Here is a 25,210-nt window from a genome sequence, read left to right as displayed (position 1 = left end):
ATAGTATGATAGAAGAGGATTGAAATTATGCGTCACGGTATATCCGGCCGTAAATTGGGTGTGACTTCATCGCATCGCCTTGCAATGTTCAGAAATATGGCCGTTGCATTAATTAAGCATGAACAGATTACAACGACTTTGCCAAAAGCTAAGGAATTACGTCCAATTGTCGAGAAACTTGTGACATTGGGAAAACGTGGTGATTTGCATGCACGTAGACAGGCTTATGCCATGTTGCGTGACGAGACTATTGTTGCTAAGTTATTTTCTGTTATTGCTGATCGTTACAAATCGCGTCAAGGTGGATATTTGCGTGTGTTGAAAGCGGGTGTCCGTTATGGTGATGCTGCTGATATGGCAGTTATCGAATTTATTGAACGTGATGTAAATGCAAAAGGGCTTGACAGTGGACCAAACCCCACTGATGAAGATTCAGACGAGTTAGCTGCATAATATTAAAATACCCTTTTGATTTTTAAAAAGAGATAGGTTTCTATCTCTTTTTTTGTTTGTAATGAACAAAATTGGGATTATAATTAAGTTGTAAAAAAAATATATGTTAACGCGTTAGGCTTTTGGAAGAATCTTGGGATAGATTGAAAAGGAGAGCCGGGATATGCTTAAAATTGCATTTATTTGTCTTTTAATTGCTTTATTGGCTTGGCTTCTTGGTTTTACAAGTGTGGCAATTATAGCAGCAGGTATTGCTAAGATTATATTTTTTATTGCACTGTTATTCGCTTTTTTATTTTTTATCCTTGCGTTTTTGGTTGGAAGAAAATTACTTAATAATTAATTTCTTGAGATGTTGAGTTGTAAATTATTTTTAGTGATATGTTAAAATAATTTATTTGTTTGTTATTTTTTAGGGACATGAAAAAAGATAGGGAATGAGTTCGCAGTATTAAGCTTAAAAATATCATTGATTTAAAAATGTCTTAAATATTGGCTTTTTATAAGAAACCAATTTTATTATGTGAATTTTTTTATGATAGTTTAATATATTTTACATGTTTGATTTTAAATTAAATATTTTAGGATTTTGGAAATTGTTCAAAATTAAAAAACCTTGTTTCTGAAAAAATGAAATCACTAACAAATTATTATTTATTAAAATGATTTCATTTTTTTATAATAGAACTAGTTTTTGTTTTGCTGTAATACAGGAGGTATAAAAGGTATATTGGAGGTTAAAGAGGATTTGCTTGGCAATCGATCATCCTTCCAGCCACCTCCAAGGTTTTCGATCAACAAGACGCTATGCACCATTTGCTGTTGCCGTATTCCAAGAGCTGTTTGCTGGTTATTTAATAAAGCGACTTGTTGAGTTACAACAGTGGTATAATCGTGAGTGCCGCTCATATATTGCGCCAGGGCTACTTTAAGGGCTTTGTCAGCGTATTTAACCGCTGCTTGTTGCTGGATTTTTTGATCGGCCAGGATATTAAGGTTAGATATTTGATCCTCAACGGATTGTAAGGCTGCAAGAATGGTTTGCCTATATTGAGCCACAGAAGCATCATATTGTGCCTCTGCCTGTTTGACCATTGAACTTCTTACCCCGCCATCAAACAAGTTTTCTGAAGCGGATGCCCCCAAAGACCAGATGCGGTTGGCAACTTGAACAAGGCTGCCTACCGGATTGCCACTATAGGATAAATTGGCTGATAAGGTTACATCGGGAAAAAACGCTGCAATAGCAGCTCCTATCTGGGCATTTTTTTCTTGCATATGGCGTTCGGCTGAAGCGATATCAGGCCTTCTTTGTAATAAAATGGATGGAACACCTACTGGAATTTGAGGTATGGTGTCATTTAAAATACCGTGAGGAATTGATAAATCTACCGGGGGCTTTCCAATTAAAATGGCAATAGCATGTTCGTATTGGGCTCGAGAAATACCTGCAGCTGTCAATTGTGCCTTGGTTTGCTCAAGCTGTGTCTGTGCCTGTAATAACGCCGTGGGTTCAATAACACCGGCATTATGTTGATCCTGGGTTACTTTTAAGGATTGCTCATAGGCTTTAACGGTTTTTTGCAATAAATCGATTAATGAATCTTGATATCGCAAGTTAAAATAGGTCTGGGCCAACTGGCTTTGATAAGATAGTCTTGCATTGGCAAGATCTGCGGCACTGGCTTGTGCAGCTGCTACCTGGCTTTCCGTGTTACGTCGTATTTTTCCCCAAAGATCGAGATCCCAGCTTGCAGAGGTTTGTAATGCATAAGTATTTCTTGTCATTCCGGATGAATAATTAATATTTCCGCCCCCATTACCGATGCTTCTTGCACCACCTCCGTTACCTTGACGGTCAAAATTCGTGCCAAGATTTAATGTTGGGTATAAAGCTGCCTTAGTTTGGTCAATCAAGGCACGCGCATAACGATAATTTGCTTCTGCCTGTTTTAAATTCTGGTTGGAAATATCAACCTGTTCTTCCAGCTGATTAAGAACAGGATCATTATAGATAGTCCACCATTCACCTTTAGGAAAGGCGGCGGCACTGGGATTGGCTGTCTGCCATCCGTTAACTGGTTTTAATTCCTTGAACCGTTGTGAAATGATTGGAGCGGGGCGATGATAATTTGGTCCAACCATACAGCCGCTTAGTAAAAAAAAGAAAGTGATCCCCATATATCGTAAGGAGAACAGGTTGATGCCCCTATTATGCACGTTGTTGTCCCCCATGAAAAAATAGTCTCTTTAACAGACGGTTATGTCGTAATCGATCCATATAGATATAAATTACTGGGGTTGTATACAAGGTCAGAGCCTGACTGACCACTAAACCCCCTACAATCGCGATTCCAAGTGGACGTCTGATCTCGCAACCATATCCATTGGAAAGAATAAGAGGAACTGCACCAAATGCAGCTGCAACGGTAGTCATGAGAATAGGACGAAAACGTAATTTACATGCTAGTAAAATTGCTGATTTTGTATCCATGTTTTCTGACTCTTCTGCCTTGATAGCGAAATCAACCAAAAGAATGGCATTCTTTTTGACAATCCCAATAAGTAGGATAATGCCAATCATGGTTATAATAGTAAATTCTTCCCCGAACAGATCAAGCGCCAGTAATGCGCCAACACCTGCCGAGGGAAGGGTGGATAGAATTGTTAAAGGATGGATGTAGCTTTCATATAATATACCCAGTGTAATGTAAACGGCGGCAATTGCGGCAAATATGATAATGATATTATTTTTGATGCTGCTCTGGAACTGGGCTGCATTGCCAGAAAAACTTCCTGCTATATTTTTTGGTAAATGAATTTTGACGGTTTCCGTTTTGATGAGCTGAATGGCATCGCTCAGTGATTTTCCTTTTGCCAAGTTAAATGATAAAGTCGCGGCAACGAACATACCCTGATGATTGACTGATAATGAGGTTAATGCTTTGTTCTGGTTAGTGACAAAAGATAATGGGACCATGGTTTCATGATTGGTGGAGACAGCTGAACCATTGGATGCACCATTACCCCCGGCAAGTCTATTCGCGATCTGGTTTCTAAAGTTTTCCTGCTCGATTTTATCCTCTTGACTTAAAAATGCATTCGATTTGACACGGATTGTATTTGATACGGTTCCGCCACCGGGTGATCCTCCTGCAACACTGACCCATACCTGATTCAAGACACCGGTATGAGGGGCGTAACGCGGATCCGTTTCCATAATGACCCGATATTGGTTTAACGGATTATAAATAATTGAAGCGGCACGCTGTCCAAAAGAATCAAACAACGTATTTGAAATAAGTTGTGGTGTTAAGTTAACTCGTGCGGCTGTATCCCGAAGAATATCAATATTGATTGCTTCACCTCCCTGTTGGACATCGGAAGAGACATCTGTGATGATACCGGGATGCTTTTTTAGTGCTTCAACAAGTTTGGGCATCCATTTATATAATTCGCTAGAGGAATCTGATTGTAAAGTATATTGATAGTTTGCGTTACTTGAACGCCCGCCTACATGTAATATATTGGGAGGGAAAATATAGAATTTCGCGCCAACCATATTTTGTAATTTTTTAGAAAGTCGCGCTTGAGTTTCAAAAATATTGTTTTTTCGTAATTTTTTATCTTTTAAGGAAATAAAGATATTTCCCTGATTGACCGCTTTGCCTCCAGTAAAGGAGGAAATGGATGCAATATCCGGATCATTTATAAGTATTTTCTGAACAAACTGGATTTTTTCTTTCATGTTTTGAAAGGAAATGGATTGATCGCCCTGAAGATGGCATAACAAAACCCCGATATCCTCATTAGGCATGAAACCTTTAGGCATGGTTATAAAAAGGAAAATCATCAGGATAATCGTTGCAGGAATTGATAGGGCAACGAGAAAAGGATATTTAAGGATGTGCGAAAGAGTGCTTTGATAGAGTTGATCACAATAATCAAATAATTTTATAAAATAATGATTAATTTTATATCCCCGTTTATTATTGTTTCCTTGGTTTCGCATAAGAATAAAGGCACACATCATGGGAGTTAGGGTCAGGGAAAGGACCATCGAAATAATCAGGGTTATGGAAAGGGTCATGGCAAATTCATGAAACAATTTTCCTATCAAACCACCCATCAGCAATATCGGCAGGAACACGGCAATCAAAGATATAGTGATCGAGATTACCGTAAACGAGACTTCCTTTGCGCCATATAAAGCGGCAGCTTTGGGAGATATACCATTCTCCAAATGCCGGTTTATATTTTCCAGCACAACAATGGCATCATCCACGACAAAGCCGGTTGCGATGGTTAGCGCCATTAAGGAAAACGTATCAAGTGAATAACCCAATAATTTAAGAATGGCAAATGTGGAGATAATGGAGGCTGGCAAAACAACGGCAGGAATAATAATGGCTCGAATGTTTCTTAGAAAAACCAGAACAACCGTTATGACTAGAACAATGGATATGACCAATGTCATTTGGGTATCAAACAGGGTGGCCCTGATTGTGGTTGAACGATCAATGGCAATGTGCAGATTCACATCGGTAGGTAAGGCTGCCTTTATCAATGATAACTTTTTATGAATCAAACTGGTTGTCTTGATGACATTACTACCGGCTTGAGGGAAAATAACCAGAATGATGGAGCGTTTATCGTTATAATATCCCGCATGATGTAAGTCTTCAACGTCGTCTTTTACTGTTGAGATGTTCTCTAACATGACAGGTGCATGATTTCTGTATGCAATTACGAGGTTTCGATAGGCTTCAGCCTTTGTTGCCTGGTCATTGGTTGCTAATTGATAGCGTTTGTCACCTTCCTCAATAAAACCTTTGGGAGTATGAGCGTTGGTTGATGCCAGTGCCGCCCTGACATCTTCAAATCCAATACCGTATTTGTAAAGAGCATGCGGGTTTAGTTCAATTCTGACTGCCGGTAGTGAACTTCCCCCTAGTTCAACTTGCCCGACCCCTTTGATACTTGAGAGCTGGTGTTGCAAAACAGTTGTCGCATAATCATAAAGCTGTGGCAAGGTTTTGGTCTTGGATGTCATGGCCAAGATCATGATGGGAGAGGTGGAGGGATTCATCTTGAAATAGGATGGATTGGAACGCATCGAAGAGGGAAGGTCGGCACGTGCAGCTTGTAAGGCGGCTTCTACATCCCTTGCCGCATTATTGATATCTTTGGAAAGATCGAATTGTAAAATGATCCTGACCTGGTTTTGGGTTGATTGTGAAGTCATTTCATTGGTGCCGGGTATCTGTCCCAGCCTTCTCTCCAATGGTGCAGCAATAGAGCTGGCAATTTCCTCTGGTGTGCCGCCCGCTTGTTGGGCACGTATCATGATTACAGGAAAATCTACGTTGGGAAGATCAGAAACCGGTAATAGTTCGTAACCCAGTATACCTGTTAGAAATAATGTAACTGTGAGTAAAATTGTTGCAACAGGCCGTTGTATAAAGGGTTTTGCTATATTCATGATTCAGGTTTTTCATCAATTGGTTGGTGATTGGATAATGATGAAAAAAAATGATGCCCCCAGTTTTTAAATCTTTCCATATATAGATAAATAATGGGAGTTGTAAAAAGAGTGAGCAATTGGCTGGCAAGAAGCCCCCAAAAAATGCTGATACCCAAAGGATGCCTTAGTTCAGATCCGGTTCCTGTTCCCAGCATCATGGGAATAGCCGCCAACATGGCCGCCAGGGTTGTCATCAGAATGGGCCTGAATCGTAGAAGTGCTGCCTGATGAATTGCCTCCAGTGAGGATTTCTTGTCTTTCCTTTCAGCCTCCAGCGCAAAATCAATCATCATAATGGCATTTTTTTTGACAATTCCAATTAATAGAATGATGCCAATAATTCCCATAATATCTAAGTTGCATCCATCAATCCATAGTGCAAATAGTGCACCAATCGTGGCCGAGGGAAGGGTTGACAAAATAGTTATGGGATGAATGAAGCTTTCATAAAGAATGCCAAGGATAATATAAACAGCAATAATGGCCGCTATAACAAGAAACAATTCATTTTTAAGGCTCTTTTCAAATGCAGCCGCTATTCCTTGAAAACTGACCTGGAAGCTTGAGGGAAGATTAAGTTCCTTGTGGATGGAATTAATGATTTGTGTTGCCTCCCCCAGGGAATGACCCTTGTTGATGTTAAAGGAAATCGATATGGCTGGAAACTGACCGAAGTGAGTGACTAGAAGGGGTGCGGTGTCATGAGTGATTTTTGTCACCTGGGATAAAGGAACCAGACCGGAGGTTGGATTTCTTGTTGGACCAGAAGTTGAAGCGGAATTGTTGCCATTTATTCCGGGAAGATAAAGCTGGTTCAAAGAGGTCAAATGTTTTTGAAATTTTGGATCGGCTTCCAGAATGATCCTGTATTGGTTTGATTCTGTAAAAATAGTGGAAATTTGGCGTTGGCCAAAAGAGTCATATAAAACATTATCAATTGTTTGAGGTGTGATGGAATAACGAGCACCTGTGGTACGGTCAAGGGTGATATTGGCAACCAATCCCTGTGATTGCAGGTTTGAGGAGACATCGGAAAGGGCAGGTTCTTTTTGCAGACGGTTAACAATTTTAGGTACCCAGAGTTCAAGTTGCCTGTAATCCGGATTTTCGATCAAAAGTTGGTATTGGGTGGCTGAAAAAGTTGTTTCTAGCGAGAGATCTTGTATGGGTCGAAGATAAAGTTGTGTTCCAACAACCTGTTTTGATGCCCGGGTTATTCTTTTGATTGTTTTTTCAATAGATGTTTTACGTTCCTTTCGGTTTTTCAAATTGATCAAGAAACGTCCCTGATTAAGGGTCATATTCTGTCCGTCAATGCCGATAAATGATGAAAGGTTATCCACGTCTGGATCGTTTAAAATTGTGTTTGCCAGAGCTTTTTGCTTGTTTGCGACCGCTTTTAGCGAGGCATTTTGAGGCATGATGGATATGCCTTGTGCCATACCGTTATCTTGAACGGGAAAGAAACCTTTGGGGATGTAGTAAGCCATTATGAGGGTTATGACAAAGGTGCAACAGGTGATAAATAAGGTTAGAAGCTGGTGTTTGAAGACAAATTGTAGTCCGGTATTGTAAAATTCTATTATTCTGTCTATCACACGATCAAAAAAATAGTTGTTCTGTTTTTTTTCGATTTCGGTCAGAATATGCGCACACAACATTGGAACCAGGGTTAGGGAAACAATGGCGGATATGATGATTGTAATAGACAGGGTAACTGCAAATTCGTAAAATAAACGACCAATAATATCCCCCATGAATAATAGAGGGATAAGGACAGCGATTAAAGAAATCGTAAGCGATATGATTGTAAACCCTATTTCTTCTGACCCTTTTAAAGCGGCTTGAATCCGGTTTTCACCCATTTCGATATATCGTGTAATGTTCTCTATCATAACAATTGCATCATCCACAACGAAACCGGTCGCTATTGTCAATGCCATCAAGGATAAATTATCTAGTGAGAAATTAAAAAGATACATTACCGCTAAGGTTCCGATCAAGGATAGGGGAACGGAAAGACTGGGAATAATTGTTGCAGAAATATTTCTTAAAAAGATAAAGATGACCAAAATAACCAAGATAATTGACAGAATGAGCTCAAATTTTACATCATGAATTGAAGCGCGAATGGATGTCGTGCGGTCGGTCAATGGCGTTAATGTTATACCAGAAGGCAATGATTTTTTTAATTGTGGTAATATTTCATTGATATTGTTAACAACCGAGATGATATTGGCCTTGGGTTGCCGTTGTACATTTAAAATCAAGGCTGGTGTTTTATTTGCCCATGCCATCAATTGACTATTTTCTGGACCGTTTATGACGGTGGCCACATCACGTAATCGAACAGGCCCATTATTGTTATAGGCGATAATTTGGTTAAGTAACTGTTCCGGATTTTTTATTTGTCCATTGGTCTGGATAGTGACGGCGCGTTTTGGGCCATCCAAATTTCCGGTGGGGGAATTGACATTAACGTTACCGATTGTTGTTCTGATACTGTCCAGATCAATTCCATATGAAGTTATTTTAGGAATATTGATTTGTACACGGATTGCCTTACGTTGTCCTCCTGATAGGGTAACCAGTCCTACCCCATTAATCTGGCTTATTTTTGTGGCCAACCTGTTATTAACGTAATCCTCAACCTCGGTCAGGGGTAGAGATTTTGAAGTAATGCCAAGCGTAAGGATAGGTGTATCAGCAGGATTTACTTTTGCATAAACAGGAGGTGCAGGCAAATCAGTGGGCAAAAGGGAGTTGGCCTGATTGATAGCTTCTTGCACTTCCTGGGCTGCGACATCCATGGAGACTGAAAGATTGAATTGTAACGTGATGACTGAAGCCCCTCCAGAGGATTGGGAAATCATTTGATTTAATCCAGGGATGGATCCCAATTCACTTTCCAATGGTGCTGTGACCGAGGTCATCATGACATCCGGACTTGCGCCCGGATAAAATGTTGAAACGGTTATTGTTGGATAGTCAACATCAGGTAACGCGGACAGGGGTAAGAAACGATAGCCTAATATTCCGCAGATCATGATGGCAATCATAAGAAGGGTTGTTGCCACGGGGCGCAAAATAAAAAGGCGTGATGGATTCATAAAAATCTCTATTTATTTATAAACTTGACAAAATTAGGAAACTGTTATGATTTTCAAGTTAATTATTATTCAGAAGATTGCGTATTTTCGGGAATGATGACTTTTGAACCTTCATGTAAAGTATCAATTCCGTCAGTAACTATTTTTTCATTCTCAACTAAACCAGCGGTTATAACCGTATGTTCACCATCATTATATCCTGTTTTGATTGTCTGTATTTTAACCGTTGAATCTTTTTGAATAACATACACAAAGGAACCATTTGGTCCTGTTTGAATAGCATTATTTGGTAAAATCAAAGCATCTTTAATAATCTTAACTAGTAAATGGGCATTTACAAATTGGTTTGGAAAAAGTTCCCAGTTTTTATTTTCAAAAATGGCTCTCAACCGAACAGTTCCAGTTGATGTGTCAATCTGACTGTCTATCACGCTTGTTTTTCCTGTGGCAAGTTTGGTCGTATTATCGGTGTTCCAAGCCTCAACGGTTAGTTCTTTTTTATTTTTCAAAGCTTCCAAGACAATGCCCAATTGATTTTCAGGTAAGGTAAAAATAACCGACATGGGGGTCATCTGGGTTAAAGTGGCCAATCCTCCGCTTTGGCCTTCAGTAATATAATTTCCCGCATCAACCTGTCTGATCCCGATGCGACCGTCAACAGGTGCACGGATGTGACAGTAGATAAGATTTAATTCTTGCTGTTTGATTAGGGCCTGATCTGTTTTGACCTGTCCTTCAAGCTGGGCAACCTTATATTGCTGATCTTGAGCCGTCATGGGGGCGATACTGTTTTGTTTTAGAAGGGTTTGATAGCGCTTATTGTCCAATTTTGCCTGTTGCAGTAAGGCCGTGTCCGCTTTTAAATTGCCTTCATATTGTGCCTTCAAAGCTTCTGCGGGACGTGGATCAATAAGGGCAAGTAAATCATTTTTCTTAACCAATTGCCCTTCCGTGAAAAATACTTGTTGTAAATAGCCGGAAATTCGTGTTTGTACGGTAACATTGGAAATGGGAACGACTGTTCCAAGTTCAGTTAGAATAACAGGTAGATGGCTTTTCTTTACAATTGTTGCTGCAACGGGTTGTTCAACAACATAATGGGAATGCTCGGAATTTGATGAAAATACACCATAAAAACGATATGTTACCCCAATAATGACAGATATTAAACTAATATATAAAAATATTTTTAACCATGGATGCAAACGTGAGTGAGATTTATCAGAATTTGTTGTATTTTGGGGTAAAGTCATATGCAAGAAACTTATTTTTAATGGCAATATCTAAATTTATATAATTAAAAATCAAAATAACAAAACTAATTGTGACAAAATAAATCATTGCAGAATTTAATCAATATTAAAGTTGATTACTTCATTTTTTAATATTCCTTAACCCTGGAGATTTTATATCTCTAAAAAGCGGTATTGTAATCTAAGTGATTGATAATTTTATAGACTTTTTGGTTTGGAGTTGTCATAATTACCAATAGTCTATGAATTGTTATTATAAAAGGTGCATAATATGAGTAATGTAAAAGATTTTATTAAAAATACTGCTGAAAAAATTGAAAATACATTAACGGATGGAAAGGCAAAATTAAAGGACGCGGTTGACCATGCCAAGCAAAATTATGAATCGGTGAAAAACGAAGCGAAAGATACACTTAAAAACATAAAAAAATGATAAGATTGCAATCCTTTTTTTAAGGAGGGAACAATGTCAAAGAATATGGAAGATACTTTAAGGGAAGTTGGTGCAAAAATTGGCAGCTCGATTGATGATGCCAAAGATAAAGCACAGGATGCCTTTTCTCGTGCCCAGGATAAAAAACAGGATACTATTGATCAATTAAAAGACAAGGTTCAAAACGTCGCGGACCAGGCCAGAGAAAAAGGCCAGGATTTAAGAAATAAAGCATCTGATCAAAAAGGAAAACGTTTTGAGGATTTTGCGGGTGTTGCCGATAATGAATTTTCGCGTCTATATGGTTCTGAGGGAAAAATGGAATGCTTGATGAATTTCATTCGGAACCGTCCTGTTGCAGCATTGGTTATCGTTTTGATTGCCGGAACATTTTTATCAAGGATGTTTAAATGTTGTTGTAAACATCGTAAATGTAAATAAACTAATAATTAAATTTAAAATTTAGGCTTAAAAAAGCTGTTAATCAGAAGTTATTAACAGCTTTTTTTATTTTTTTCATTTTAGGGCTATTCATTTGCGACTCGTTGAGTATAGTAGGTTATTGGTTTAGAAACGAATTATTTGAGTAGAATGCATCATAAAGTATCAATTGCAGGCGTGGATGAAGTGGGAATGGGTTGTCTTGCTGGTCCTGTTGTTGCTGCCGCTGTAATGTTTCAGGAAAATATTCCTGAGGATATTTCAGAATTGCTTGATGATTCAAAGAAAATCAAACCTGCATTGAGACAAGAAATTTATGTGGTTTTAAATCAAATGCCGCATGTCAAGATTGGTGTGGCCGCGGCATCAGTTGATGAAATTTTCCATTTAAATATCAGGAAATCCGCCAGCTTGGCAATGCAAAGGGCTGTATCAAAACTAAATATTCTTCCTGATCTTGTATTGGTTGATGGAACGATCGCTCCTGATTTTGGATGTGCCACGCAAACCATTATCAAGGGAGATGGATTTTCATATTCAATTGCTGCGGCATCAATTATCGCAAAGGTTTTGCGCGATAAGCTGATGGTTGGTCTGGCACGGAAATGGGATCGGTATGGATGGGAGCATAATGTGGGCTACCCAACGGTTATGCATCGTGAGGCCTTGAGGAAATATGGTTGTTCTCCACATCATCGCCAAGGATATATCACCGTAAGACAATTTTCGTTTTCAATGGATGTAGAGCAAAAAGAGCAAGGAAAAGGTCAAGGATTTTATGAGTGAAGCAGTAAAATTAAATATACCTTTGGATCAGATTTTGAATGGTGAATGTATTCAGGTCATGAAAACCATACCTTCTGCGTCAATTGACTGTATTTTTGCCGATCCCCCATATAATTTGCAATTACAGGGAGAGTTGCGTCGTCCAGATGATACAATTGTGGATGGGGTTAATGAAGATTGGGATAAATTTAAGAGTTTCCAACTATATGATCAATTTTGTCGAAGCTGGTTGAAGGAATGTCATCGTTTATTGAGAAAAAATGGAACAATTTGGGTTATTGGTTCCTATCATAATATTTTCAGAATTGGAGCAATTTTACAGGATCTTGGTTTCTGGATCTTGAATGATATTGTTTGGCGGAAATCCAATCCCATGCCAAATTTTAAGGGAAGACGATTTACCAATGCGCATGAGACATTAATATGGGCAGCCAAAGATGCTGATAGTAAATATTGTTTCAATTATCAGGCCATGAAAACCTTAAATGATGATATTCAGATGCGTTCTGATTGGTTTCTGCCTTTATGTACTGGACATGAAAGACTTCGAAATGAACATGGACTAAAATTACATCCGACCCAAAAACCAGAAAGCTTGTTATATCGCGTTATCTTGTCCTCTACAAATATTGAAGATGTTGTATTGGATCCTTTTGCTGGAACTGGAACAACCCTTGCCGTGGCAAAAAAACTTCAGCGACGTTATATCGGGATTGAGCGTCATCCAGACTATATGAAAGCCGCACTTCGACGTGTGAACAATGAAAAGCCGTTATCGATTGAAGATATTAAAGTCACCCCTTCCAAACGAGAGATTCCTCGTGTTCCTTTTGGAAACCTGATTGAACAGGGATTTATTCAGCCAGGAACAATCTTGATGGATCGAAATAAACGCGTTTTTGCTACAGTAACATCCGATAGCACTGTTATCAGTGGAAACAAAAGAGGTTCCATTCATAAAATTGGGGCCCTTGTAACAAATTCACCTTCTTGTAATGGATGGACCTTTTGGCATTTCGAAAGAAATGGAGGATTATATGCTCTTGATATATTGCGTAATGAATATAATGCAATGACTAAATTGGCCAAATCTTAAATTCAAATGTAAAACCTAGCTTTTGTTAAAACCGAGAAAGCCGATTTCAGGTTTGGAAATATTGTTATAATGTGAATATGTGTTTGATTGGTTGAGATTTGAAACAGTTTTACGTTGATTTTGACCTTTAATGGATAAATATCCTTTTTCACTTTTAACCGAAACCGTTGATATTTCTCTATCACCATTTAGTTTTTGAGGTGAGTTATTATAGCCACGCATTGACAAAAGCAAAAAGGTGATGCGATCGCGATTAAGATCAATGGACATTTCCAGAGGTGTTTGACCCAAGACGTTGGTTGCATGTAAATCGGCACCACGGTTTAAAGCATCTTGTGCAGCGTAAAGGTTTCCGACATTGATCGCTTCAAAGAGGGATTGTGTTGGATTTTTGCTATCATCATCATTTGGATCATCATCATTTGGATCATCATCGTCATCATTTGTTGATGTTTTGTTTGTTTGACTATTTTGCTTGTTGTTTTTGGATGAAGAAGTTACTTTTGATGTTTTTTGTTTAGGGTTGTTTTTTGCTGTCTGGGCAACGCCAGACAGGACGGGTAATGTAAAATATCCGCTGAACGCAAGGCAGAATAGCAAAGATAATAAACGAGATTGATAATTCATGTAATTATTCTCTTGATAGAAACCAAAATCCTAAAGCTAATATTTCTTTTATCAAATCAATCATGAAGAAGAAACACTTTCTTTATATCATATTTCAAAAGATATTTTGCTTATTATGTTCACGGATATGCATTTACAGTTTATTTGTTATGACATAATGATAAAATTCAAAATAGAAATGATGTGGACGTGATAGATTTATAACATAACCATTATTCATCAAGAAAGAATTGAGATGGGAATAATATAAATTTTCAAGAAAATAATTTTAATTTTGTATTGTTTACTGACAGCTTTGCAAAGCCGCAAAGAATTATTGATGGGTCTGTTGTTGAATTAATCTCTAAGGAATAGGATGGGTCGTTTCAATAGAATGATTATAAAAGTTACTGTTTCATGAATATTTTGGATAAATTACCTGATCAATCCAAAAAGAATTTAAAAAAATTATGGGATATTTTTCCTGATGCACGTTTAGTTGGCGGTGTGGTTCGGGATTTGCTTGTTCAGAAACCAATTTCTGATATTGATATCGCAGCCATGGATCCCCCTGATCGTATAATTGAAAAATTAAGTCGGGCAGGGATAAAGGGGATACCTACAGGTATTGAACATGGAACAGTTACGGCAATAATAAATCATCATTCATATGAGATAACGACATTACGTAAGGATATTAAGACTGATGGGCGACATGCCAAGGTTGTTTGGACACAAGATTGGCGAGAGGATGCTGCCAGACGTGATTTTACAATTAATGCTTTATATTGTGATAAAAACGGAAAATTATGGGATTATTTCCATGGACAGGAAGATCTTTCATTAGGTCATGTTCGTTTTGTAGGAACGGCACATGAACGTATTGCAGAAGACTTTTTAAGGATTTTAAGATATTTTCGTTTTTATGCGCGCTATGGCAAAACTCAACCGGATTTAGATGCTGTGAATGCCATTCAGTTTTATGCGACACAGCTTGATACTTTGTCGGCAGAGCGAGTTTGGTCAGAATTAAGAAAGATTATCACGGGTCCAAGAGCGGGGGATGTATTAAATTTGATGGATAGATATGGGGTTTTAACCGTTTTAATGCCTTTTGGGTATCGTCTTGATCCGTTTCTTAAACTTATTGCGGCAGGAGTGCCTGATAATGCAATTATTCGCTTGTCTGCCTTAATTAAGGGGTCTGCCACATTAGTTGCAAAAAAGTTTAAATTGTCCAATAAAGATGCTAAATTCTTATCAAGATTGGAAAAACCGTTATCCTTAAAAGCCGATGCATCGGATAAGCGGCTTGTTCAATTAAAGGCATTATATTCTCTTGACGTTCTTATTGGCCAAAGCTGGCTAGAACAGATTAAACACCAGGATGATGATTTCATTCTATGGGATAAATGGCGTAAACGGGTTATTGATATACCAACACCAGTTTTCCCCGTAAAAGGTAAGGATTTAATTGAACTGGGGGTTGAAAAAGGTCCAATCATGGGGAAAATTCTTGAATCGGTTAAAATATGGTGGATTGATGGTGGATGTTATGCTTCCGCCTTGGATTGTATAGAGTGGTTAAAAAGACACAGTTTGAAAAATACAGATTAAATATTCGATTTAATATTTTAATTTGGGTTAAAAGGCTTTCATATCATTTGCTCCATGTAAAAGTATCAAAGTGTGAATCAAGAACAGAAATACAATAAGAAACAAACTAAAAGAAAGATGATTTTATCCCTGATACTGGGGGAAGATAAAAGTTGGCCTTTTCTTCAACGTTTATGGAGAGAGCAAATACGTTTTTATCCGAAACGTATTTTATTGATTGTTATCTCGACAATTTTTATGGCCGGATTGACAGCTTTATACCCTTTGGTGATAAAGCGCGCATTGGATATGTTTAAGGATAATGATCCTCGAATTTTGTATCAGATCCCCGCCCTGGTTGTTATGGTGACGGCCGCAAAGGCCGCGTCACAATATATTCAGACGCTTTCCGTACAAGATTTGGTTTTACAGATTATACGGGGGCTGCAGAAAAAAATGTTCTTGCATCTGGTTTATGCAGATATCTCGTTAGTTGAAAAGGAAGCCCCCGCACAGCTTTCCGCCCGTTTTACCACTGATGCGTTATCCATACGTGAAGCCATGATAAGAATGGTTAATGCGTTTGGAGATGCAATTACGGTTATTAGTTTGATTGTTTCGATGTTCTATATGGATTGGGAGTTGAGTTTAATCGCGGCTCTATTATATCCAATTGCTGCTGTACCTATTCAAAAATTGGGAAAGCGAGTGCGCAAAGCATCCGGAAATATGCAGGAACAGGTTGGAAAAACCGCAGCGTTATTGAATGAGACTTTTTCACAGGCCAGAACCGTTCGTGTCTATGGAATGGAAAAGCGTGAAATCAGACGGTTGGGTCAATCATTTGATCAATTATATGATGCTACTCTAAAAATTATTCGAGGTCGTGCAAAAGTTGATCCAATTATGGAGGTTTTGGGAGGAAGTGCCGTTGCGGCGGTTTTAGGATTTGCTGGCTGGCGTGCCGCGATGGGCGGTGCAACCTTAGGGGATTTTTCAGGCTTTGTAGCGGCTTTGCTTTTGGCGGCAAGACCATTGCGAGCCCTGGGATCTTTAAATGCGGCAATGCAGGAAGGCATATCTGGTCTAAACCGTATTTTTAATATAATTGATCAACCTATCAAAATAAAAGATAAAATGAATGCATTGCCTTTACCTAATGGAAAAGGGAAAATTCAATTTCAAAATGTGCATTTTATATATCCAGATCGTGAAGTCGGATTGCATGGTTTGAATTTTGAAATTGAACCGGGCCAGACTGTTGCCCTGGTTGGGCCCTCGGGTGCGGGAAAATCAACGGCGTTGACTTTGATCCCCCGTCTACACGATATACAGAAGGGACAGATCATTTTTGACGGAGTTGACTTGCGGAACATCAAAATTCATGAATTGCGTTCAGCAATCGCCTATGTTCCACAAGATCCGTTGTTATTTGATATGTCTATTATCGATAACATTCGGATCGGTAATCCGTATGCAGGCAAAGAGGAGATCGAAAAAGTCTTGGAAGGGGCAGCTATCAATCGTTTTCTTGGAGATTTACCAAAAGGCCTGGATACAAATGTTGGTCATGGTGGACAATGTCTTTCAGGAGGTCAGCGTCAGAGAATTGCCCTTGCACGTGCGTTAATAAGAAACCCTCGTTTATTGTTATTGGATGAAGCGACAAGTGCATTGGATACGGAAAGTGAACATGTCATACAAAAAGCCTTGGCTAAATTGCGAAGGGATTGCACGACTTTAATTGTGGCTCACCGTTTGTCTACTATACGAACAGCCCATGTCATTATCGTTGTTTCGGATGGAAAAGTTGTAGAACAGGGAAATCATGATTATTTAATGAAACAGCAGGGCATGTATGCCAGATTGATACAGACGCAGAATCTGGATTATTAATAATTTTATCATTGTGGATGGACATTTATGACAGCGGATACAACTGACTCGAAACAGGATCTTGATTCATCTGAAGAAAAAAAATCCACCAATCCTAAAAATAAAAAAAAGGCGATCCGGTATCTAATGTTTTTCATTATGATCATTGTTGTCATTTTAATTGGTTTATATTGGTGGTTTACACGTAATGATGTTAGTACGGATGATGCGTTTACCGCCGGGCGTGCCATTACGATCGCACCGCATGTCAATGGTTACGTGACTGAATTATTGGTCAATGATAATCAGTTTGTCCATAAGGGTCAGGTTTTGTTGAGGATTGATTCAAGGGATTACAAAGCATCTCTTTTACAGGCGCAAGGTAATTTGGAAAGGGCAAAAGCCCAGTATCTTGCCTCACAATATTTATTGGAAGTTGCAAAAAAGAATTATCCAGGTCAGCTAAAAGTTGCCGAGGGACAATTGGAAGCCGCGAAAGCGCAATTATTCAAGGCCAAAACGGATTATGTTCGTCAACATAATATTGCGCGTCCTGCTACAACCCAGCAGGCGATTGATTACGCTACTTCCGCTTTTAACCAGGCAAAAGCGGAAGTGGACAGAGCTGAAGGTAATTATTTAATTGCCACTCCAGTCGAAGCCAATATTGGCAATGTCAAAAGTAAGGTTTCTGATCAGGGTGGGGCTGTTAAGGCAGCGGAAGCACAATTGGAAACGGCCGCTTTAAATGTTGGATGGACTGAAATCAGGGCACCGCATGATGGATGGATTTCCAAACGTAACGTTGAGCAGGGCAGTTATGTAACCGTTGGTCAATCTCTTTTATCCATAGTTGAACCAGAGGTTTGGGTAATTGGAAACTACAAGGAAACACAGATTACCAATGTTCGTCCGGGTCAAAAGGTTAAAATTGAGGTGGATGCATATCCATTTATGAAATTAAAGGGGCATGTTGATTCAATCCAGGCAGGAACAGGATCTGTCTTTAGTGCTTTTCCACCAGAAAATGCTACGGGTAACTATGTCAAGATTGTACAGCGTGTTCCTGTTAAAATATTGATTGATGAAGGACTGGATCCCAAGGTTCCCTTGGCCATAGGTCTTTCAGTCGTGCCAACGGTTTACACGAAATGAGTCAATCCGCTACCTTAAATACCGTAAAAGAGGAATGGAAGCCAAAACATAATCCATGGTTAATTGCCATTGTCGTAACTCTTGCCGCTTTTATGGAAATTCTGGACACGACAATTGTCAATGTATCTTTGCCCCATATTGCTGGTAGTTTATCAACAACCTATGATAATGCGACTTGGTCATTGACCTCCTATCTGGCGGCTAACGGAATTGTTTTAACAATTTCGGGATGGTTAGGAAGGATCCTTGGACGAAAACGTTATTTTCTTATCTGTATATTCATGTTTGCCGTATCTTCTTTTTTATGTGGTATCGCGAATAGCTTGGCTCAGCTCGTTTTATTCCGTCTAATGCAAGGATTTTTTGGAGGGGGGCTTCAACCAAACCAGCAATCGATAATTCTCGATACCTTCCCACCAGATAAACGGGGGGCAGCTTTCGGACTAACGGCAATTGCCACTGTGGTTGCACCTGTATTGGGTCCATCCTTGGGCGGATGGATCACGGATAGTTATTCCTGGCGATGGATTTTCTTTCTTAACGTTCCTGTCGGAATCATAACAGTGTTTGCAGTGGCCATGCTTGTTGATGATCCGCCATGGGCCAGAAAGCGTAGTGAACGAATTGATTATATTGGAGTCAGCTTAATAACGCTGGGACTTGGTTGTCTGGAAGTCATGGTGGATCGTGGGGAAAATGCTGACTGGTTTGGTTCGGTTTTCATCTGTTGGTTGGGTTTTTTTTCCGTAATTGGTATCATAGGCGCAATAATATGGCTTCTTTATACAGAAAAACCTGTTGTTGATCTAAAAGTATTCAAAGATCGTAATTTTGCAATAAGTTCAATTTTAATGGCTGGATTGGGTGGATGTCTATATGCATCAGCTGTAATTGTTCCACAATTTACGCAGCAGATTATTGGATACACGGCTTTTCTTTCGGGATTGGTTCTGACACCAGGTGGGATTGCCATCATTATTTTAATTCCTGTTATTGGCAAAGTGATCAATGTTGTTCAAATACGTTATGTAATAGCGATGGGTTTTTTCCTATTCGGCTGCGCGTTGTTTTATTCAGCCAATTTGGTGCCAAATTCGGATTTTTTGCATTTGGTCATGTACAGAATATCACAATCGGTTTGTCTCGCTTTCCTATTTGTTCCTCTCTCAACCATTGCCTTTATGACAATTGAAGAAAAATATAATGCAGATGCTTCGGCATTGTTTAGTATGACAAGAAACGTGTTGGGAGCCTTATGTATTTCTGGAGCAACAGCTTTAATCACTGAAAGAAGGCAGGTAAATCAGGCACACATGGTACATTGGATGTCTCCTTTCTATCAGCCTTTTAATGATTATTTGGCACATATGCGTGCAGTGGCTCAGCAATTGGGATATGCAACACAGGATCAGGCAGAAACAGCCATGAAGTATCTTTATCAGGATTTCATTAAACAGGTGGCAATTTTGGCCTTTAACGATGTATTTATGATTTTAGGTTGTTTGGCTTTTCTTCTCGTACCATTTTGTTTTTTTCTGGATGGCTATACAGCAAAGAAAAAAAAGGCAGATAGCTAATTATATGTATTTATGAAAATATTCGGCTATTTTTTGATAAAGATCATGTTTGAACCCGGTGTTGATTTTCGCCAATTCGGAAGATGAAATCCATTTCCATTCATTGAACTCTTTTTCATTATGGGTATTTAGATCAATATCGCTATCTTTCCCCAGAAATCTAACAGCAAACCATTTTTGGGTTTGTCCTTTATACTTACGTTTAAGAGGATTGCCAATCACATTGGATGGGAAATCATAGGATAACCATTCGGGATATTCCTCCAGAATTTCTATATTACTTGTACCAATCTCTTCCAACAATTCACGTTTAAGCGCTTCTTGCGGGGTTTCATTTTTGTCGATCCCACCTTGGGGAAAGGCCCATATCCCATCTTTTGCAAGATCATGGCGTAATGCAATGAAAATTTCCCCCTTTTTGTTAAGGATAAAAGCTGCAACATTACGACGATAAGGTAGGGCTTTCATGATAAAATCCTTATTTGGAATGGATAGCAGGATGATCAGGAACAGACTTGTCCTGATGATTGGGCTGCTTTTGTTCTTGTTTTGAAGAATTGGCTTTGTTATCGTTGGAAGGTTTTTGCTGAACGGTGTTTTTACCCTTACTGTCTAAAGAGGCCGATTTTTTTAATGGGATAGGAAAAGGCTTATCATTGGATAATCCGGCCATGGATCTTACAACTTTTAGACCCTGTTGTAGCTGGAAATCAGTTGAGGGGTTCGTATAATCAAATTTTGCCCAATCTTTAGGAGGCTGGGCCGGTATTGATTTGGCAATTGCAGGTAGATCATTTCTGATGGGAGCTTTGGTTTGGTTTCCGCCTTCATTTTTGATAATATGATTTAGGTCAGCTTCACGAATGCTAAATTCTGGTGCATCGTAACTATCTTGCACCTTGATATCGGGGCTGATACCCAACCCCTGGATTGAACGGCCAGATGGTGTGTAATATCGCGCTATCGTTAGGCGGATTGCACCATTTCCAGGAATAGGCATGACAGATTGAACAGATCCCTTACCAAAGGTTTTTTCCCCTACGAGCACAGCACGATGATGATCTTGCAAGGCTCCAGACACGATTTCACTTGCCGATGCCGAACCTCCATTAATAAGAACGACAATAGGCAATCCATTGGTAATATCTTTCCCCTTGGCATTCCATCTTTGATTATCCTTAGGATTGCGTGCTTTGGTTGAAACAATGGCACCTTCCTTTATGAAATCCCGGCTGACAGAAATAGCCTGATCAAGTAGTCCGCCTGGATCATTACGAAGGTCAATGACCAGACCTGCAAGTTTGTGGTTGCTTTCTTTTTGTAGTTTATCAAAGGCCTGACGCATATTTTTCTCTGTTTCTTCGTTAAACTGAGAAATTCGAATATAGCCTATACGATCATAAAGAGCTGACTTTATTACTTGAATGTGAATGATTTCACGGATCAGGGTTACTTTAATAGGTTTCGGTTCTTTCAGACGGATCAAAGTCAGGGTGATTTGTGTTTTAGGTTTGCCACGCATTTTATCGACGGCTGCATTAAGGGTCATTCCGTCAATATTTTTGCCATCAATCGCAATGATATAATCCCCGGGTTTTATACCGGCCCGTGCGGCAGGTGTTCCATCAATTGGTGAAACTACCTTAATATGCCCCTCATCTTCTTGTACCTCCAAGCCAAGGCCACCAAATTCACCTTTGGTTTGAATCTGCATGTTGGCAAATTGTTTTTCCGTCATATATGAACTGTGGGGATCAAGTCCTGTCAACATTCCATTCAACGCATTGGTGATCAAGTCCTTGTCCGCAACAGGCTCAACATAGCCGGCTCTAACGCGTTCAAACACATCTCCAAATAAGGTGAGTAAGCGATAGGTTTCAGCACTGTTATTTTGTACCTGATCTTTTTTTACATCTTCGGCCAATGCTTGAATGGTCAGTTGGTTATCCGACCGTATCCAATTTTGAATCTGTGGTCCCAATCCAATGCCAGCGATAAAAAGTGTCGTACCTAGCAATAATCCTGTACGGAACTTCATGCTGATTTTCTCCTAATACTTGATCCTAAAGTGGAAATGTTAACCTGTCTTTTATAATTAAAATCATGTTATATGTTAAGAAATATCTTTACCATTATAAAATTAAACGAAATTATCTTATAAAAAAGGAGATGGATTGATTGCTCTCTCGCCCCTTCGTAATTGCACAAAAAGGGTGGGACGTCCGGTTTTTCCGCCTGACCAGGCCGGCATTTGACCGATCATAATCCCTTTTTGAATCGATTGTCCAATGGCTACGGATAAACTATCCATACCAGCCAACACGAACCGGTAGCTTTTTCCACAATTCAGAATGATCATGTGCCCATACCCTCTAAAAGGTCCAGCGAACTCGATTAATCCGCTGCAAGGGGAACGGACTGTTGCTTGAGATTGGGGGGCATAGGTAATTCCCTGCGCTGGACCAGTTTCTGTTTTACTTCCCCATAATGAGACAATGGGTCCGATGACGGGTGCATTGGCCTTGGATGTGGTTCTTGAGTTGAGACCAGGACCGTTGTTGGCTGATGAGATCATGGCTGACTCTTTCCGTGCTTTCTGCAATCGTGCCATATTATGTGCTCTTTGCGCGCGGATAATTTCAGCTTTTAAAGCGCGTTGTGCCCTGATTTTTGTTAGATTGATCTGTCGAATTGCATCATTAAGACTTTGCGCCTTCTGAGCTGCATTAGCGGCATTCTGGGAAATCTCAAAAACCATTTTGGAAGATTCCTGTTGAGTGATGCGGGCCTGCTTTAAAGCCTTGGTTAATTGATTTTGTTCATTTTCCTGTTTTTTGTGAAGTTGGGCAAGATTCGTGATCTGAATTGTAAATTGATTTTGTAGCTGATTGATTTCCTCTTTATGTTGCTTAAGAACTTTTGCCTGATTTTCCAGCTGCTTGGATAGGTTCTGTATGATGGACAAACCTATTGTTGTATGGAAGGATGGCGAGGGTGCCGCGAGTAATGTATCTGAGGGATATAGGGATAACCGTTCAATTAAGGGGAGGAATTTTGAAAAATTTTTTGATTCGTTTTGCAACTGTATATTCAAGGTTACAATCTTAGATTTCAGATTTATTATTTCCTTGTTAATTTCCTGAATTCGGGTTTCGGTTGTCTGTAGTTTTTCAGTTGCCTGAACCATATTGTTATTGATTTGATGCGTTCGCTTTTTATCTTGCCGGGCTTTTAAAATTGCACGTTGTTTTTCTTTTTGAATAGTTTCCAAATTTGAATTTATTTTTTCTTTTTCTTTCAAAAGTTTTTTTTGTGTTTGTTCGCTTTTATTCAGAATTTCCTGTAATCTCGTTTGCTTTTGCTGTTGAGCACAGGCATGATGGGGTAATCCGGTAAGGTAAATACTTATCTGGATTATAAATATAAAAACATGAAATTTAAAAAATGAAGATAAATGACAGAGTTTCAGAACGGCCTCGATAAATTCAATTTATGTAAAAATATTCAATCATTGATATATTAAAATTTTACAGTGATAAAATGAAGATCATAAAAAACCTTTAGAATGAATTATTCTAAAGGTTCGTTAATGACATGCAAAACTCGGTTGATAAATATTTTATTCTTTGATCAGCACTTTACCTGTCATTTCCTTGGGCTGTGGTAAATTCATCAATTTTAAAATCGTTGGTGCCAGATCTGCCAAACGACCGTCATGCAGTTGAACATTTTCAACACCGTCAAGGATAACGGGAACTCTGTCAAGCGTATGTTGAGTATGAGGTTCACCAGTTTTTTCATCAACCATCATTTCACAGTTTCCATGGTCAGCCGTAATAATTAGGGCTCCATGTTGTTTCCTGATGGCTGGAACAATTTTTCCTATAGCTTTGTCAACCGCTTCAACCGCTTTAATGGCAGCATCAATCTTACCTGTATGACCCACCATGTCAGGATTTGCGAAATTGACAACGATCAGGTCATATTTTTCACTATTGATGGCATTTACAACTTTTTCAGTTAATTCGGGTGCCGACATTTCAGGTTGAAGGTCATAAGTTGCAACTTTTGGAGAGTTGACCAGAATACGATCTTCGCCAGGGAAGGGGTCTTCACGACCACCATTCAAGAAATAAGTGACATGAGGATATTTTTCCGTTTCCGCAGCCCTGAGCTGTTTCAATCCAGCGTTGGAAACGATTTCACCCAGAACATTGGTTAATGTTTCTGGTGGGAATAACACGCCCATTTTCTTGATTAATGTATCGCTATATTGTGTCATCCCCAACACTTTAGAAAATTGGACGGTTTTGGTACGTTTAAAACCTGTAAAATCAGGTTCCAATAACGCATCCATTAACTGACGGATACGATCAGCTCTGAAATTAAAGGATAAAACGGCATCTTGATCCTCCATTCCCTTATAATCACCAATAACTGTTGGCACGATGAATTCATCGGTAACTTTTTGATTATATGATTCAGAGATTGCAGCAAACGCATCCGTTTTGTGAGGACCCTTGCCCTCTACAATAACATCATAGGCTTTTTCAACACGATCCCAACGTTTATCACGATCCATTGCATAATAACGTCCTGAAACAGTGGCAATCTTTACATCCTTTGGTAGTTCATTTAAAGCCGTCTCAATATAGCCCCTCGCAGATTCAGGAGGAGTGTCACGTCCATCAGTAAAGACATGTAGTGCAACTTTAATGCCATAATCGTGTAAGGCCTTGGCCAGACCAATGGCATGTTCCTGATGGGCGTGCACGCCTCCTGGTGAGAAAAGTCCGAGTAAATGGCAAGTCTTGCCATTTTTCTTCAGGGTTTCAACAAAATCCTTAAACAATGGTTTTTTCAGAATGTCTCCAGTTTTAATGGCATGGGTAATTTTTGGAAGTTCTTGCATAATGACACGGCCAGCGCCGATATTCATATGTCCGACTTCAGAATTTCCCATTTGTCCATGAGGCAATCCAACATCTTCATTACTTGCATCAAGAAGAGCATGTGGAGAATTTTTAAAAAGTGCATCAATATTGGGAATGCTGGCATTGGCAATAGCATTATCTTTTTTATTTGGGTTATACCCAAATCCGTCAAGGATTGTCAGCATAACGGGGCGATATTTTTTTTGAGTCATTTTTATGTCCTGTTTATTTGTTCATGGATCGTTTTAATTTTTGTTTTTGATGAACGTTATATAATTAAAAGTTAGTTAAGTAGATAAATGAATGCAACCAGAATTTAAATTTTATCAATGATTGACTATGATCTTATAAACTAACCATATTTTGGAAAA

Annotated in this window: 19 protein-coding genes; 10 read left to right on the top strand and 9 right to left on the bottom strand. The window is 39.0% G+C overall.

The window, feature by feature from the left end:
* Nucleotides 1–27: 27 nt before the first annotated feature.
* Nucleotides 28–453, top strand: a complete 426-nt coding sequence (gene rplQ, locus D9V35_RS06890; protein WP_122123897.1) for a 50S ribosomal protein L17 — start codon at nt 28–30, stop codon at nt 451–453.
* 163 nt (nt 454–616) lie between these two features.
* Nucleotides 617–796 (top strand): DUF1328 domain-containing protein, encoded by a 180-nt coding sequence (locus D9V35_RS06885; RefSeq protein ID WP_110438380.1) that lies wholly within the window; start codon nt 617–619, stop codon nt 794–796.
* A 344-nt stretch (nt 797–1,140) separates the two neighbouring features.
* On the opposite strand, the gene D9V35_RS06880 is transcribed toward D9V35_RS06885, so the two are convergent.
* The 4 genes from D9V35_RS06880 to D9V35_RS06865 form a co-directional block, all read right to left on the bottom strand.
* Nucleotides 1,141–2,634 carry an efflux transporter outer membrane subunit gene (locus D9V35_RS06880; protein WP_240993415.1) on the bottom strand — a complete coding sequence of 498 codons (1,494 nt, stop codon included), beginning with the start codon at nt 2,632–2,634 and terminating at the stop codon, nt 1,141–1,143.
* A 31-nt stretch (nt 2,635–2,665) separates the two neighbouring features.
* Nucleotides 2,666–5,935 carry an efflux RND transporter permease subunit gene (locus D9V35_RS06875; RefSeq protein ID WP_122123895.1) on the bottom strand — a complete coding sequence of 1,090 codons (3,270 nt, stop codon included), beginning with the start codon at nt 5,933–5,935 and terminating at the stop codon, nt 2,666–2,668.
* Nucleotides 5,932–9,087: an efflux RND transporter permease subunit gene (locus D9V35_RS06870; protein WP_122123894.1), complete on the bottom strand. Its 3,156-nt coding sequence runs from the start codon at nt 9,085–9,087 to the stop codon at nt 5,932–5,934. The genes D9V35_RS06875 and D9V35_RS06870 overlap by 4 nt, the downstream gene beginning before the upstream one ends.
* A 65-nt stretch (nt 9,088–9,152) precedes the next feature.
* Nucleotides 9,153–10,340, bottom strand: a complete 1,188-nt coding sequence (locus tag D9V35_RS06865; protein WP_122123893.1) for an efflux RND transporter periplasmic adaptor subunit — start codon at nt 10,338–10,340, stop codon at nt 9,153–9,155.
* 271 nt (nt 10,341–10,611) lie between these two features.
* On the opposite strand from D9V35_RS06865, the gene D9V35_RS09365 reads away from it, so the two are divergent.
* From D9V35_RS09365 to D9V35_RS06850, 4 genes are all read left to right on the top strand, one after another.
* A complete protein-coding gene (locus tag D9V35_RS09365; protein ID WP_155565769.1) occupies nt 10,612–10,773 on the top strand; it encodes a hypothetical protein in 162 nt (53 codons plus the stop codon).
* A 33-nt stretch (nt 10,774–10,806) separates the two neighbouring features.
* On the top strand, nt 10,807–11,214 hold the full coding sequence (locus D9V35_RS06860; protein WP_122123892.1) for a hypothetical protein: 408 nt from the start codon (nt 10,807–10,809) through the stop codon (nt 11,212–11,214).
* Nucleotides 11,215–11,364: 150 nt separating this feature from the next.
* Nucleotides 11,365–12,000, top strand: coding sequence for a ribonuclease HII (locus D9V35_RS06855; RefSeq protein ID WP_122123891.1), 636 nt, complete (start codon nt 11,365–11,367; stop codon nt 11,998–12,000).
* Entirely contained in the window at nt 11,993–13,096 is a 1,104-nt protein-coding gene (locus tag D9V35_RS06850) for a site-specific DNA-methyltransferase (RefSeq protein WP_110438373.1), read from the top strand. The genes D9V35_RS06855 and D9V35_RS06850 overlap by 8 nt, the downstream gene beginning before the upstream one ends.
* A gap of 15 nt (nt 13,097–13,111) precedes the next feature.
* Here D9V35_RS06850 and D9V35_RS09430 read toward each other — a convergent pair whose 3' ends face one another.
* Nucleotides 13,112–13,723: a hypothetical protein gene (locus D9V35_RS09430; RefSeq protein ID WP_205910296.1), complete on the bottom strand. Its 612-nt coding sequence runs from the start codon at nt 13,721–13,723 to the stop codon at nt 13,112–13,114.
* 396 nt (nt 13,724–14,119) lie between these two features.
* On the opposite strand from D9V35_RS09430, the gene D9V35_RS06840 reads away from it, so the two are divergent.
* The 4 genes from D9V35_RS06840 to D9V35_RS06825 all read left to right on the top strand — a co-directional run bounded on the left by D9V35_RS06840 (nt 14,120) and on the right by D9V35_RS06825 (nt 19,905).
* Complete coding sequence (locus tag D9V35_RS06840) at nt 14,120–15,319, top strand: CCA tRNA nucleotidyltransferase (protein ID WP_122123890.1); 1,200 nt, start codon at nt 14,120–14,122, stop codon at nt 15,317–15,319.
* Nucleotides 15,320–15,436: 117 nt separating this feature from the next.
* On the top strand, nt 15,437–17,194 hold the full coding sequence (locus tag D9V35_RS06835; RefSeq protein ID WP_122123889.1) for an ABC transporter ATP-binding protein: 1,758 nt from the start codon (nt 15,437–15,439) through the stop codon (nt 17,192–17,194).
* Between the two features lie 27 nt (nt 17,195–17,221).
* The gene (locus D9V35_RS06830) at nt 17,222–18,328 is read left to right on the top strand and encodes an HlyD family secretion protein (protein ID WP_122123888.1); all 1,107 of its coding nucleotides are present in this window, start codon (nt 17,222–17,224) and stop codon (nt 18,326–18,328) included.
* Nucleotides 18,325–19,905: a DHA2 family efflux MFS transporter permease subunit gene (locus tag D9V35_RS06825; RefSeq protein WP_122123887.1), complete on the top strand. Its 1,581-nt coding sequence runs from the start codon at nt 18,325–18,327 to the stop codon at nt 19,903–19,905. The genes D9V35_RS06830 and D9V35_RS06825 overlap by 4 nt, the downstream gene beginning before the upstream one ends.
* On the opposite strand, the gene D9V35_RS06820 is transcribed toward D9V35_RS06825, so the two are convergent.
* The 4 genes from D9V35_RS06820 to gpmI form a co-directional block, all read right to left on the bottom strand.
* On the bottom strand, nt 19,906–20,373 hold the full coding sequence (locus D9V35_RS06820; protein WP_122123886.1) for an RNA pyrophosphohydrolase: 468 nt from the start codon (nt 20,371–20,373) through the stop codon (nt 19,906–19,908).
* A gap of 10 nt (nt 20,374–20,383) precedes the next feature.
* Nucleotides 20,384–21,943, bottom strand: coding sequence for a S41 family peptidase (locus tag D9V35_RS06815; RefSeq protein WP_122123885.1), 1,560 nt, complete (start codon nt 21,941–21,943; stop codon nt 20,384–20,386).
* Nucleotides 21,944–22,060: 117 nt separating this feature from the next.
* Nucleotides 22,061–23,206, bottom strand: coding sequence for a murein hydrolase activator EnvC family protein (locus D9V35_RS06810; protein ID WP_122123884.1), 1,146 nt, complete (start codon nt 23,204–23,206; stop codon nt 22,061–22,063).
* A 318-nt stretch (nt 23,207–23,524) separates the two neighbouring features.
* Nucleotides 23,525–25,051, bottom strand: a complete 1,527-nt coding sequence (gpmI, locus tag D9V35_RS06805) for a 2,3-bisphosphoglycerate-independent phosphoglycerate mutase (RefSeq protein ID WP_122123883.1) — start codon at nt 25,049–25,051, stop codon at nt 23,525–23,527.
* Nucleotides 25,052–25,210: the final 159 nt, after the last annotated feature.

Source organism: Commensalibacter melissae (assembly GCF_003691365.1).
Lineage (GTDB): Bacteria > Pseudomonadota > Alphaproteobacteria > Acetobacterales > Acetobacteraceae > Commensalibacter > Commensalibacter melissae.
Note: the sequence above shows the minus strand (reverse complement) of the source record. Positions and strands in the feature narration are given on the sequence as shown.

Coding starts and splice junctions, on each gene's coding strand:
- rplQ (WP_122123897.1), top strand. CDS start 28: ATGCGTCACGGTATATCCGGCCGTAAATTGGGTGTGACTTCATCGCAT.
- D9V35_RS06885 (WP_110438380.1), top strand. CDS start 617: ATGCTTAAAATTGCATTTATTTGTCTTTTAATTGCTTTATTGGCTTGG.
- D9V35_RS06880 (WP_240993415.1), bottom strand. CDS start 2,634: ATGGGGATCACTTTCTTTTTTTTACTAAGCGGCTGTATGGTTGGACCA.
- D9V35_RS06875 (WP_122123895.1), bottom strand. CDS start 5,935: ATGAATATAGCAAAACCCTTTATACAACGGCCTGTTGCAACAATTTTA.
- D9V35_RS06870 (WP_122123894.1), bottom strand. CDS start 9,087: ATGAATCCATCACGCCTTTTTATTTTGCGCCCCGTGGCAACAACCCTT.
- D9V35_RS06865 (WP_122123893.1), bottom strand. CDS start 10,340: ATGACTTTACCCCAAAATACAACAAATTCTGATAAATCTCACTCACGT.
- D9V35_RS09365 (WP_155565769.1), top strand. CDS start 10,612: ATGAGTAATGTAAAAGATTTTATTAAAAATACTGCTGAAAAAATTGAA.
- D9V35_RS06860 (WP_122123892.1), top strand. CDS start 10,807: ATGTCAAAGAATATGGAAGATACTTTAAGGGAAGTTGGTGCAAAAATT.
- D9V35_RS06855 (WP_122123891.1), top strand. CDS start 11,365: ATGCATCATAAAGTATCAATTGCAGGCGTGGATGAAGTGGGAATGGGT.
- D9V35_RS06850 (WP_110438373.1), top strand. CDS start 11,993: ATGAGTGAAGCAGTAAAATTAAATATACCTTTGGATCAGATTTTGAAT.
- D9V35_RS09430 (WP_205910296.1), bottom strand. CDS start 13,723: ATGAATTATCAATCTCGTTTATTATCTTTGCTATTCTGCCTTGCGTTC.
- D9V35_RS06840 (WP_122123890.1), top strand. CDS start 14,120: ATGAATATTTTGGATAAATTACCTGATCAATCCAAAAAGAATTTAAAA.
- D9V35_RS06835 (WP_122123889.1), top strand. CDS start 15,437: ATGATTTTATCCCTGATACTGGGGGAAGATAAAAGTTGGCCTTTTCTT.
- D9V35_RS06830 (WP_122123888.1), top strand. CDS start 17,222: ATGACAGCGGATACAACTGACTCGAAACAGGATCTTGATTCATCTGAA.
- D9V35_RS06825 (WP_122123887.1), top strand. CDS start 18,325: ATGAGTCAATCCGCTACCTTAAATACCGTAAAAGAGGAATGGAAGCCA.
- D9V35_RS06820 (WP_122123886.1), bottom strand. CDS start 20,373: ATGAAAGCCCTACCTTATCGTCGTAATGTTGCAGCTTTTATCCTTAAC.
- D9V35_RS06815 (WP_122123885.1), bottom strand. CDS start 21,943: ATGAAGTTCCGTACAGGATTATTGCTAGGTACGACACTTTTTATCGCT.
- gpmI (WP_122123883.1), bottom strand. CDS start 25,051: ATGACTCAAAAAAAATATCGCCCCGTTATGCTGACAATCCTTGACGGA.